Source organism: Cryobacterium glaciale (genome assembly GCF_004402535.1).
In the GTDB taxonomy this organism is placed as follows: Bacteria; Actinomycetota; Actinomycetes; order Actinomycetales; family Microbacteriaceae; genus Cryobacterium; species Cryobacterium glaciale.
This window is the reverse complement of record NZ_SOEY01000028.1, coordinates 379466-391537: the sequence shown is the minus strand read 5'-3', so window position 1 is coordinate 391537 and position 12072 is coordinate 379466. Positions and strand designations below refer to the sequence as shown.

The window sequence follows — 12072 nt, the reverse complement described above, 5'->3', positions numbered from 1 at the left end:
TCAGCGCCGATGGTACTGCAGGGGGGACCCTGTGGGAGAGTAGGACACCGCCGGACTTAACTTGAAACACCAGAAAGGCCACCCCCACGGGTGGCCTTTCTGCGTTAACACACCGGTCGTTGGTCGAAATTTCGACAGGCTCAATCCGGCAGGAGCGCGCATGCTTTTCGCGCGCGTCTCGAAACCAGAGGACCCGACCGCTACCAGCCTCGACACCCCAAAAACTCGTCACCCCGCGAATATCCCGACGCCCCACCCACAGGGTGAACAGTCAGGGAAAACCGAACTGCGTACGACGGCGGTAGTGGCACCCATTTGCAACGAGGTTTGGGCGCCTATCGGCGGGCGCCGGCCATCCGCGTGGTTAGCGGTTCGGGAAACCGTGCGGGAGGCCGGTCAGCACGGGGGCGAGACGAGCGAGGCGCTCGCGCTCGAGCAGGAGCGCGGTGTACTCGCGTTCGCGGCGCACGGCGGCGACTCCGACGAGAAAGTACTCGGCGGGAGCCTCGGGCAGCGGAAAGACGAACGGCGTGACCTCGGCCGCCAGGGTCTGAGCCAGACGTTCGCGAGTGCGCGGCGTCAGGTGCGAGGACTGGCGCAGGTACTGGGCGACGCGGCGGGCCAGCCGGTCGGGCAACCGGGCGATATCCACGGTCTGCGACCAGGCCAGGAGTGCTGCGGGAAGGGGACGGGGGATCTCTCTGTTGCGCTGAACCCGCTCGTGCTGGCTATAGGTGCCGGCGAGCAGATCGCCGAGGCGCTTGGAACGGCCGTTGAGCAGCGCGGTGGTGGCGGCGAGGCCGCCGAGGGTCATGATGATTTCGAGCACCCCGGTCAGGGCCCGAATGAAGGCGTGGCGCAGGGAGATCGCCCCACCGTCGTCGCGCACGATACGAGCGCCGATGGCGAGCTTGCCGAGTGACCGGCCGTGGGTGAGCGTCTCGACCAGCACGGGCACGACCAACAGCGAGAAAACCACTGCGGCAATCGAGACCGCCTGGGTGAGCGCCGAATCGGTGTACTCCGCGAGGCTGAGAAAGAAGGCCAGCAGAATGAGCAGGTACAGCGCCACATACGCCACCGTGTCGATGATGGCGCCGGCGGCGCGCAGTATGACGCTGGCCGGCCGCACGTCGAGCGCAACGGCCTCGCCGGTGACCAGCTCGTCGCCCGGACTCAGGTCGAAAGCTGCCGTGGGACGCGCGGTCTCCTTCATGTCTACTATTGAACCAGATGGATCTAGACGCATACACGGCAGCGCATCGCGCCGACTGGGACCGCCTGACCGAGCTCGGTGCCCGGCGGCGTCTGAGCGGTGCCCAGTCCGACGAACTCATTGAGCGGTATCAGGCTGGCGCCACCCAGCTCTCCGCCATCAAATCCACCGCCGGCTCGACGCTGGAAGGCGACCGGCTGTCGGTCGGCCTGTCCCGGGCGCGGCTGCGGTTCACCGGAGTGAGTGCCAATGTGCTCGCCCAGATTCCGCGCTTCTTCCTCGCCCAGTTGCCGGCGGCGCTGTACCGGCTGCGCTGGCTCACTCTCGCCGTGGCCGTCGTCACCTTCGTCGTTGCCGGGCTGTACGCCGTCTGGGCCTACAACGACCCGAGGGTGCTGGCCAATCTCGGAACGGATGCCCAACTCGCGCAGGTGGCCAACGAGGACTTCGTGGCCTACTACTCTTCGAGTCCTGCAGCCTCGTTCACCGGATTCGTCTGGACCAACAACGCCTGGATCGCGGCGCAGTGCATCGCTTTCGGCATCGTCGGCGTCTACGTGCCCTTCATCATTCTGCAGAACGCCATGAGCCTCGGCACCACCGCCGCGATCATGTTCGCCTATGACAAGGGCGACGTGTTCTTTCTCTACATCGCCCCGCACGGACTGCTGGAGCTCACCGCCATCTTCGTCGCAGCGGCCGGCGGTCTGCTCATCTTCTGGGCCTGGATCGCGCCCGGCGCTCGCACCCGCGGGCAGGCACTCGCCGAAGACGGCCGGGCGCTGTTCACCGTGGCCATCGGCCTCGTGTTCGTGCTGCTGGTCTCCGGCATCATCGAGGGCTTCGTCACCTCCCAGCCGTGGCCGTGGCCGGTCAAGATCGGTATCGGTGCCGTGGCGCTGGCTGCGTTCCTGACCTACATGATCGTCCTCGGCGGGCGGGCCACCCGCGCAGGGGAGACCGGTGACCTGGGCGAGTTCGAAGCCGGCAGCACGCGGATCTACGGGGCCTGAGTCAGAGCTTTCCGGCCGCCTTCAACGCGATGTACCGGTCAGCGAGGGCTGGTGGAAGCTGCGAAGGCGAGGCGGTGACAACATCCGCTCCCAGCTGGCGGATGGCGGCCGATACGCGCGCCACGTCGAGCAGGGCCCGCTCGGCCGCTGCCGCCCGGTAGATCTCGTCGCGTCCGCCGCGGGTGGCCGCGGCGAGCACGGTGGCCGGGTCGAGCGTAGAGGCCACGACCACCGTGTGACGTTTGGTGAGCTGCGGCAGCACGGCGAGCAGCCCGGTTGACGCGCCAGCGGCGTCGATCGAGGTGAGTACCACGACCAGGGCATGCTGGCTGGTGATCGAACGCACCTGTCCGGGAACGGCCGCCCAGTCCATCTCGATCAGTTCCGGGTCGATCATGGCCATGGAATCGACCATCTGTGAGAGCAGGGCGGCGCCGCTCGCGCCCTGCACCCGGCCCCGCACCCGGCGGTCGAAGGCGAGGAAGTCCACCCGGTCACCGGCGACCGAGGTGAGGGCCGCGAGCAGCAGGGCAGCCTCGAAGGCGGTGTCCAGCCGCGGCTCGTTGTCGACGCGGGCGGCCGAGGTACGCCCGGTGTCGAGCAGAATGACGACGCGACGATCCCGTTCCGGCCGCCAGGTGCGCACCATCACGTCGTTCCGTCGGGCTGTTGCCCGCCAGTCGATCGAGCGCACGTCGTCCCCGCGCACGTATTCGCGCAGCGAGTCGAACTCGGTGCCCTGCCCGCGCACCATCACGCTCGTGCGCCCATCGAGCTCCTTGAGCCGGGCAATGCGAGAGGGCAGGTGTTTACGGGCGTGAAACGGCGGCAACACCCGGATGCGCCCCGGCGCGTTCAGCGTCGCCTGGCGATTCATAAGACCCAGCGGTCCGCGCGTGCGCACCGTCACCTGTTCCACCCGCCGTTCGCCACGACGAAAGGGCGTGAGCGTGAGTGAGACGAGCCGTCGTTCGCCGCGCGGAATGGTGACCCGGCTGCGATTTCGGCCTGCACCCGCCGACGGCTGCCAGGCATCGCGCACCACAGCGATCAGGCGCCGGCGCCCGGTGTTGGTCAGATACAACTCGCTCGTGACGGATTCGCCGAGTCGAACGCGGGAGGGCAGCATCCGTTCGACCGTCACGGCGCGTGGTGACGCCGCCAGCGCGAGGTCGACGCCACCGAGCGCGAGCACGAACAACAGCCAGAGAAAGAGCACGCCGCTCGCTTGCTCGCTGGAAGGCCCGAACCACACGATGGGCACCACGCCGAGGGCGAGGAGAAGAACGAACCGTCCGCTGAGCGTCATTGTTAGATCGGAACCTGAACCTGCTGCAACACGCCGCGCAGAATGGCATCGACCGAGACGCCTTCGAGTTCGGCTTCCGGGTGCAGCTGCACGCGGTGCCGCCAGACCGGCAGCGCCATCGCCTGCACGTGATCGGGGGTGATCGAGTCGTAGCCGCTCAGCCACGCCCAGGCCTTGGTGGCAGCGAGCAGTGCGGTCGTTCCGCGGGGGCTGACGCCGAGCTTGACCGAGGGACTCGTGCGCGTGGCGCGGGCCAGGTCGACGATGTAGGCGAGCATATCAGCGCTCGACCCGACGCTGGCGACGGCCGCCTGGGCTGCTGTGAGTTCGGCCGCGCCGAGCACCGCACTCACGCCGGCTCCGGCGAGGTCGCGCGGGTTGAAACCGGCCGCGTGGCGTCGCAGCACCTCGATCTCATCGACCCGCTGCGGAACGTCGAGCACGAGCTTGAGCAGAAACCGGTCGAGTTGCGCCTCGGGCAGCGTGTAGGTGCCCTCGTATTCGATCGGGTTCATGGTCGCGGCCACGATGAACGGCTCCGGCAGCTGGAGCGATTCGCCGTCGACGCTGACCTGCCGTTCCTCCATCGCCTCGAGCAGCGCGGACTGCGTCTTCGGCGGTGTGCGGTTGATCTCGTCGGCGAGCATGATGTTGGTGAACACCGGGCCCTGCCGAAACTCGAACTCCCCCGCGCGGGCGTCGTAGATGAGCGACCCGGTCACGTCTCCCGGCATCAGGTCGGGCGTGAACTGAATGCGTTTGGTGTCGAGGCTCAGCGCATGGCTGAGCGTGCGCACCAGCAGCGTCTTCGCGACGCCGGGCACGCCCTCGAGCAGCACGTGGCCGCGCGCGAGCAGGGCGATGATCAGCCCGGTCACCGCGCCGTCCTGCCCGACGACGGCCTTGCCGACCTCGGTGCGCACCCGGCCCAGCGCTGCCCGCAGCGCGGCGGCATCCGCTGCGCCGGCGGGGGCCGGGTTGATCAGATCGGTGGGGGTGGCGGGAGTCGTCATGGGTCCATTCTCTCGGCTGGAGGGGGTGAAAATTCACGAGAAGCGGATGCCGCTGCCTCGGCAGCGGGCACCGCCCCGGCCATAACGGCTCGGCCGGCCGCTTGTTCGAGGGCCTGCAGGGCGTCGGAGAGCGCCATCAGCTGCGCGTCGGAATGCGGATTCGCATTGACCAGCACCCGCCGCACCTCGTTCGGGTCGCTGCCGGTGATCTGGGCGACCGTGCCGATGACCTCCTCCAGCTGGGCGAGGCGGCCGAGGCCGACGGCTCGGGCGAGGCGTTGCACGGCGCCGACGCGCAGGGCGTCGAGCGCGCGCAGCCGGGCGTTGCTGCGCGCGTAGAGCCGGGCCCGCCCCTCCATGGTCTCGCTCGCCTTCACCGTGACCGGCAAGTTCTCGGCCACGAGCGGTCCGAACCGCCGGCCACGCCAGAACGCGGCGGCGACAGCGGCGAGCACGAGCAGCACCGCCACCGGGCTGACCCAGCCTGGCGTCAGCTCGGCGAGCGACGGCGGACCGGTGCGGGGGAGGTCGGCCAGCGTCGGCAGATACCAGACCAGGGAGTCGCTCTCCCCGAGCAGTCCGAGGGCGAGCGCCGCGTTGCCGTAGCCGGTCACGTTCTCGTTGTTGAAGACGCGCGCGTCGGGCACGAGCGAGACGAGGCCGCCGGTCGTGGCGTTCTCCACCTGAACCAGGGAGAAGGTGTCGGTGCTGCTGGCGAAACAGCCGGTGAGGAGCGGATGCCCGCCCTGCGGAATCGAGAGGGTATCCCCGCCCGGCAATAGTTCTTCGGCCCGGTTCGCGGCGGGCAGGGAGCAGTCGGCCTGCAGCGATGAGGCGGCTGAGACGCCGCCGAAACCCACGGTCGGGGCGAGTGCCTGCAGGGCCAGAAAATCGGGTGCGACGACCACGGTACGCGCCGCTCGCGCGGCCAGCTCCGCCAGCTGGTCACCGTCGAGGTAGCCGTTCGCGTCGTACAGCAGCACGGTCGAATCAGGGCCGACAGCATCGCGCACCTCGACCAGTGAGTCGGCCAGAGTCACGGTCACCCCCTGCTGACGCAGCACCTCCGCGAGCGCCATCGACCCCGCTGGCGCCGCGTTGTCGCCGGCCAGGGCGCGGCCGGCGGCGTGGCTGCCGCCGGACACGAGCACGCCCACGATCGCGACGATCACAATGCCGGCGAAGGCGAGGATCCAGAATGAGGAGCGGCGCAGCAACGCGCGCAGGGTCGGTGTCGCCACGGTCGTGGGAACGCCACCGCCGGAACTGCCGCCGGAATTTCTGCCAGGGGTTGCGGCATCCGTTGTGAGTGTCACGCTCATGACCGGCCCGCCTCGGCCAGCGCGGCCGGCGGAGTGAGAGCCACCGGCGACGCCGCCCGCAGCTCGGCCTCGAGCGCGGCGAGGGCGCGATAGTCGGGCTCGGTTCCGGCCTGCTCGAGGTAGCGCACCCGATCGAAGGTGTCTGCCGCGAGGGCCAGGGCCGGGCCGCTTGGCGGAAAGGCCAGCCGGGCCCGCGCTGCGAAGTCGTGCGCGGTCGTGCCGGGGGTGACCGAGAGCACCGTTCGTTCGGCGAGGCCCCTGGCCAGGGCGCGAAAGATTTCCTCGCAGGCCAGGCTCCAGTCGCCGCGACTGGCCGCAGCATCGGCCGCCGTGCGCATCTCGGCGCTGCTGCGCTGGTCGATCGTGCCGAACAGGTCGCTGCCGGCTTTGCGTCGCCTCGCCAGCCGGGGAGCTCCGAACAGCAGCCAGCCCGCCACGAGCGCCGCGAGGATGAGAACGACCGCGACGACCGGCAACCAGTCCGCCAGGCTGCCGTCGCCGCTCGCGGCGAGCGAGTTGATCCAGTCCAGAAAGCCCTGGGACGCCCGGTCGAACCAGGTCGGCCTGGCCGCTTCGTAGGGAGCCTTGGCGAGTTCCTCACGCAGCCACTGGCGGGCTTCTGGCGCGTCGGGAGTCACCGGCACGTCACCTGCCAGGCCGAAAATCCTCGGCCCGGCCACCGGTCCGAGCTGCGCCAGGCCGAACGCGGTCATGCCGCCGGGTATCCGCCGGAAGCGGCCGGTGCCAGATACGGGTCGGGCACGTCTCCGCCCTGCATTGCCGATTCGACATAGCGGGCCAGTTCCAGATCGAGGCCCTCCTTGCGCATGCGCAGGTCGAGGTAGATCAGCGCGACGGCCGCCGATTGCACGACGGCCGCGACTGCCGCCACGGGAATGGCGATGATGAGGCTGACGATCACGCTGAGGATCGACGACTGCTCGGCGAACGCACCGGTCGGGTCCACCAGCACGGTGCCAACGCCGAACAGTAACGAGACCGGGGTGGTGACGATCTGGCTGATCACCTGCACGATCAGGCCGACCAACAGCAGCACGCCCAGGGTGCGCCAGAAGTAGCCGCGGGTCAGCGACCACGACCTAACAACGGATGCCCGCACGCTAAACTTCTCCAGCACGATCAAGCTCGGAACGGCACTGGTTTTGGTGTAGATGAAAGCGCTCGCCGCCGCGAGCAGTAAGCCGCCGAAAACGCCGACCAGTACGCCGGCGACGATGCCGGCGACATCGCCGACGCTGACCAACAGCACGACGATTCCGGCGATCACGGCCACGCCGATGAGCAGCGCCAGGGTGAGCAGCAGGGTCCACAGGGTCAGCGGCCAGAGGCGGGTCGCCGCTCGGCGCCACAGGGCGCCGAGCCGAAGCTTCTCGCCGAGGGTCGCGCGAGCCACTTCGACCACGATGACGGCCTGCAACAGCGCCGACCCGATCAGTGACAGGGCCACGGGAACGATCAGGGACAGCGCGCCGATCAGCACCGATCCGGCCGTGACGGCATCCTTCTGGTCGAGGGGGGCGCTGTCGATGCGGTCGATCGCCCAGAAGGTGACGAGCCCGACGATGACGACGGTGACGAGCATAAGCGCCGCCTGCACGATGAGGCCGCTGCCGAAGGTGGCCTTCGGATTGCGGCGCAGAACCTGGAACGACGCGCCCAGCAGCGTGCCGAATCCGATCGGCCGCAGCGGAATCAATCCCGGCTTGGGCGGCGGAGCCCAGCCCTGGCCCGGGTCACTGCTTGGGTAGGGACTGCTTTGGTAGGGACGGCCCTGGTACGGTGCTCCCTGACCGGGCGCGGCGGGCGCAGCGAACTCGCCGTAGCGCGGTGGAACGGGGGCGTCGGGAGCTTGCCAGGGGTCTGTCACCATTCCATGCTGGCACAGGTCGATCGAGAAATGCGCTGGGAGGCACTCTGTCAGCGCGCTCGGCTACTCTTATGCCAGACTTTGCCCTACTCATCGGGCAATCTGCTGAGCGCACAATCAGAACACAGCACCAAATTGTTCTGGAAAGAGACCCATGACCGCACGCATTCTGGTGATCGACGACGACACCGCCCTGTCCGAGATGATCGGCATCGTTTTGCAAGGCGAGGGCTTCAACCCGGGCTTCTGCGCCGATGGATCGCTCGCCCTCGAGACTTTTCGCACCGAGAAGCCCGACCTGGTGCTGCTCGACCTCATGCTTCCCGGCCTCGACGGCATCGAAGTGTGCCGGCTGATCCGCGCCGAATCGGGAGTGCCGATCATCATGCTGACCGCCCGGTCCGATACCACCGATGTGGTGAAGGGGCTCGAGTCGGGGGCTGATGACTACATGGTCAAGCCGTTCAACCCCAAAGAGCTGGTAGCCCGCATTCGCACCCGTTTGCGCCCGCCCGCGGCCGACGGTGCGCTCGCCCTGCACATCGGCGACCTCGTGGTCAACGCCGTCGGCCACGAAGTCACCCGCGGAACGGCCGCGATCAACCTCACCCCGCTCGAATTTGACCTGCTACTGGCCCTCGCCTCCAAACCCCAGCAGGTCTTCACCCGAGAAATGCTGCTGGAACAGGTGTGGGGTTACCACTACAAGGCCGACACCCGGCTCGTGAACGTGCACGTGCAGCGGCTGCGCGCCAAGGTCGAGCACGACCCTGACAATCCCAAGATCGTCATGACGGTGCGCGGAGTCGGCTACCGTGCCGGCACGGCCAGCTAGCGAGCCGGAACCACCCATGACCTCCCGGCGACCCCCGCAGAAACGGTTGGCCGCACCGTGCCACAGCTGACCTACTGGCGACGGCCGCGCAACTGGCCCCGGCTGGTGCGCGCGTCGTGGCGTTCGTCCCTGCAATTTCGCACCGTGACCATCTCCGTCGCGCTTTCCGGCGTGGCGATTCTGGTGGTGGGCGTGTACATGTCGGTCAGTATCGGCAACGACCTGTTCCAATCCCGGCTCAGCCAGGTGCTGCTCGAATCCGACCGGGCGACCAGTGCCGCGCAAAGCCTGTTCGATTCCTCCGATGCCACCGACCGGGTGCAGGTGCAGAACCTCCTCAGCTCGGCCCGCACCTCGATCTCAGCAACATCGTCGAGTCGACTCGTCGCCGTACTGCGAGTACCCGGCCAGGACGCGTCCACCGTGGCGCCGCTCGATTCATCGACCTTCGGGCAGTCCACCGGTGTGATCGGGGCCGAGCTGCGCACGGAGGTGCAGGCCAACACCGGCGACCAGTTCTGGCAGTCGGTCACCCTGACCGGCGACGACGCCACGACCGTTCCCGGCATCGTGGTCGGGTCGCAGATCTCGGTGCCGGTGGCCGGCCGCTACGAGCTGTACATCGCGTACAGCCTGCAAGATGCGGAAGCGACGCTGCTCTTCGTGCAGCAGACACTCGGGGTGGCCGGTGTCGCCCTCGTGCTGTTGATCGGTGCCGTGTCCTGGATCGTCGTGCGCTTCGTCGTGACGCCGCTGCGGGTGGCCGCTGAGACGAGCCAGAAACTCGCCTCCGGGGACCTCGAAGTGCGCATTCCCGAGAAGGGCGAAGACGTCATCGCGACGCTTGCCCGGTCCTTCAACGGCATGGCCGACAGCCTGCAAAGCCAGATTCGTGCGCTTGCCGACCTGTCCGAGGTGCAACAACGGTTCGTGTCGGATGTCTCGCACGAACTGCGCACGCCGCTGACCACCATCCGCCTGGCCGGCGATGTGCTGTACGACCAGCGGGCGAGCTTTCCACCGGCTACCGGCCGCACCGCTGAGCTGCTGCATACCCAGGTCGAGCGGTTCGAGCTGCTGCTGAGCGACCTGCTCGAAATCAGCCGCTACGACGCCGGATCGGTGGAGCTCGAGAGCGAGCCGACCAACCTAGTCTACCTCGCCGAAGACGCCATCGACAGCCTGCGTTCCCTCGCCGTTTCCAAGGGCAGCGACCTGCGGCTGGTGGCTCCGGGCGGGTATCTGAACGCCGACGTCGATCCGCGCCGCATCCGCCGGGTGCTGCACAACCTCATCGGCAACGCCATCGAGCACGGTGAGGGCAAACCCGTGGTGGTGTCGGTCGACAGCGATGCGAACGCGGTCGCGCTCGCTGTGCGCGACTATGGCCTCGGCATGAGCCAGGCCGAGGTTGCGCACGTCTTCGACCGGTTCTGGCGGGCCGATCCGTCCCGCCAACGCACGATCGGCGGCACCGGGCTCGGGTTGGCCATCTCCCGAGAAGATGCGAGCGTGCACAATGGCTGGCTGCAGGTCTGGTCCAGTCCGGGCGAGGGGTCGTGTTTTCGGCTGACCCTGCCCCGCATGGCGGGTGCCGTGCTGGAAGCGTCACCGATCCCGTTGCCGCCCGACGACGCCACGGCCGCGCTCGGCGAGGCCGGGCATGTGCCCGGACAGGGCGGAGTCCGACATGACTGATCACAGGTCCAGCCTGAAGCGCTTCCGGCGCGTCGTCCCGGCGCTCCTGGTGGCTGTCAGCCTCGCCGTCGGCCTCGGCGGCTGCACCGGCATTCCGCGCGACGGTGTGGTGCACGCCGGCAATGACATCGCGCCCGACGATAATCCGGCCCCGGTCTTCCTGCCGGCGCTGCCGCAAAAGGATGCCTCGACGGAATCCATTCTGCGGGGCTTCATCGATGCCTCCTCGAGCCCCGAGAACAACTACGACATCGCCAGACAGTTTTTGGCCCCGGCTTTCCAATCCAGCTGGGATGCCACGGCGGGCGTCACCGTCGACAACGGCTCCGGGCGCACCCTGACGGTCGTCGACGACGGCACCACCCTCGTTGCTGTCACTCCGGTGGCCGAGGTGGACCAGACCGGGGAATATCGTGAGGTCGACGCCAGCCCGGTCCCGTTGCGCTACGAATTTCAGCAGATCGGCGGCCAGTGGCGCATCAGCTCCGCCCCGAACGGCACCGTGATCGACGAAAACACCTTCAACGAGGTGTTCAGCTCCCAACCCGTGTACTTCTACGACCCCGGCTTTCGGTTCCTGGTTCCGGACCTGCGCTGGTTCCCGCGCGGGGCTTCCGCTCCCACCAAACTCGTCAACGCCGTCTTGAACGGACCGAGCGCCTGGTTGACCGGAGCGGTCGCCACGGCGTTCCCGGAAGGGGCCAAGCTCACCGCCGACGCCGTGCAGGTGGTGGGGCGCCAGGCCATGGTCGACCTCAACAGCGAAGCACTCAACGCCGACAGACAGACGCTGCAGCGCATGAAGGCGCAGTTGGCGGCGAGCCTGCCGTCCGGGCTGACGGTCGAAATCACCATCGACCAGAACTCCCAGGCCATCGATGACGTCGAGACCGGGGCTCCCCTCGTCGATCCGCGCGTGGACGCCCGCGCGCTCGTGCTGCGCGGTGGCGAATTCGGTTTTCTCGCCGCCACCGGGCAGAACGTCACACCGCTCGACGGGCTGTCCGCCGCCATCGCCCAGCTGGCGCCCACCGCGGTGACGCTGGCATCGGGGCAGGGCTCCGCCGCCGTGCTCACCAGCGACGGCGTCTATGTCGTGCGGGGCGGTGACGAGCCCGAATTGCTCGACTCTCGCGCCGGACTGCTCGCGCCGTCGATGGACAACGACCGTTTCGTCTGGTCGGTGCCGTCGAACGATCCGACCGCTCTGGTCGTCTACAGTCCCGCGGGCGAGGCGACCGTACTGCCGACGCCGTGGCCAGAAGCCACATCGATCACGTCCCTGAAAATCTCCCGGGACGGCGCCCGGTTGATCGCCCTGCTCGGCACCGGCTCCGAGACCCGCTTCGTCGTTGCGTCCATCATTCGCACGGGGGCGTCCCCGACCGGCATCGGCGCGCCCGTGCTGTTGGCGTCGGGTGGCGGGGTCGGCCTCGATGCGACCTGGATCGACGAATTAACCGTCGCATCGCTCAGTACCCTGCCGAGCGGCGACGCGCGGATCACCCTGCAGCAGATCGGCGGCGTCAGCTCCGTTCTGGAATCCGCCGCGAGCAGCCGGTTCATCGTCGGCAGCAACTCCGTGCGGGACCTGCGCGTGCTCACCGCCAGCGGCAGCCTGGAGGTGCAGCGCGGAGCGGGCTGGCAGGCCCGCATCGACGATGTGGCCCTCCTCGCCACCCAGCAGGGCCTCGGCAGCTAGCCGGCCGATCGTCCCCTCCCCAGAGGGCGCCAGGCGCGCTTCTGCACCGCTGGCGAGTTGGCGCGCTGCGCACCGG

General features: G+C 68.5%; 10 protein-coding genes. 4 read left to right on the top strand and 6 right to left on the bottom strand.

Going from position 1 to position 12072, the window contains the following annotated elements; all coding sequences use genetic code 11:
* Window positions 1-364 precede the first annotated feature (364 nt).
* Window positions 365-1216 carry an RDD family protein gene (locus E3O06_RS13925; RefSeq protein ID WP_134503935.1) on the bottom strand — a complete coding sequence of 284 codons (852 nt, stop codon included), beginning with the start codon at window positions 1214-1216 and terminating at the stop codon, window positions 365-367.
* A 17-nt stretch (window positions 1217-1233) separates the two neighbouring features.
* Between E3O06_RS13925 and E3O06_RS13920 the strand changes: the two genes are divergently transcribed.
* Window positions 1234-2229 carry a stage II sporulation protein M gene (locus E3O06_RS13920; protein ID WP_134503934.1) on the top strand — a complete coding sequence of 332 codons (996 nt, stop codon included), beginning with the start codon at window positions 1234-1236 and terminating at the stop codon, window positions 2227-2229.
* A 1-nt stretch (window position 2230) separates the two neighbouring features.
* Here the strand turns inward: E3O06_RS13920 and E3O06_RS13915 are convergent, their stop codons facing one another.
* The 5 genes from E3O06_RS13915 to E3O06_RS13895 are packed head-to-tail and all read right to left on the bottom strand — an operon-like array spanning window position 2231 to window position 7761.
* Complete coding sequence (locus tag E3O06_RS13915) at window positions 2231-3538, bottom strand: DUF58 domain-containing protein (protein WP_134503933.1); 1308 nt, start codon at window positions 3536-3538, stop codon at window positions 2231-2233.
* Between the two features lie 2 nt (window positions 3539-3540).
* Complete coding sequence (locus E3O06_RS13910; protein ID WP_134503932.1) at window positions 3541-4551, bottom strand: AAA family ATPase; 1011 nt, start codon at window positions 4549-4551, stop codon at window positions 3541-3543.
* Complete coding sequence (locus E3O06_RS13905; protein WP_134503931.1) at window positions 4548-5873, bottom strand: DUF4350 domain-containing protein; 1326 nt, start codon at window positions 5871-5873, stop codon at window positions 4548-4550. Before E3O06_RS13905 ends, E3O06_RS13910 begins: the two co-directional genes overlap by 4 nt.
* A complete protein-coding gene (locus tag E3O06_RS13900; RefSeq protein WP_134503930.1) occupies window positions 5870-6586 on the bottom strand; it encodes a DUF4129 domain-containing protein in 717 nt (238 codons plus the stop codon). The genes E3O06_RS13905 and E3O06_RS13900 overlap by 4 nt, the downstream gene beginning before the upstream one ends.
* The gene (locus E3O06_RS13895; RefSeq protein WP_134503929.1) at window positions 6583-7761 is read right to left on the bottom strand and encodes a hypothetical protein; all 1179 of its coding nucleotides are present in this window, start codon (window positions 7759-7761) and stop codon (window positions 6583-6585) included. The genes E3O06_RS13900 and E3O06_RS13895 overlap by 4 nt, the downstream gene beginning before the upstream one ends.
* Before the next feature lie 154 nt (window positions 7762-7915).
* Here E3O06_RS13895 and mtrA point away from each other — a divergent pair, with 154 nt between their 5' ends.
* The 3 genes from mtrA to E3O06_RS13880 are packed head-to-tail and all read left to right on the top strand — an operon-like array spanning window position 7916 to window position 11996.
* A complete protein-coding gene (mtrA, locus tag E3O06_RS13890; RefSeq protein WP_134503928.1) occupies window positions 7916-8596 on the top strand; it encodes an MtrAB system response regulator MtrA in 681 nt (226 codons plus the stop codon).
* A 57-nt stretch (window positions 8597-8653) separates the two neighbouring features.
* Complete coding sequence (gene mtrB, locus E3O06_RS13885) at window positions 8654-10294, top strand: MtrAB system histidine kinase MtrB (RefSeq protein WP_174843235.1); 1641 nt, start codon at window positions 8654-8656, stop codon at window positions 10292-10294.
* Complete coding sequence (locus tag E3O06_RS13880; protein WP_166788215.1) at window positions 10287-11996, top strand: LpqB family beta-propeller domain-containing protein; 1710 nt, start codon at window positions 10287-10289, stop codon at window positions 11994-11996. Before mtrB ends, E3O06_RS13880 begins: the two co-directional genes overlap by 8 nt.
* The last annotated feature ends 76 nt before the right edge of the window (window positions 11997-12072 follow it).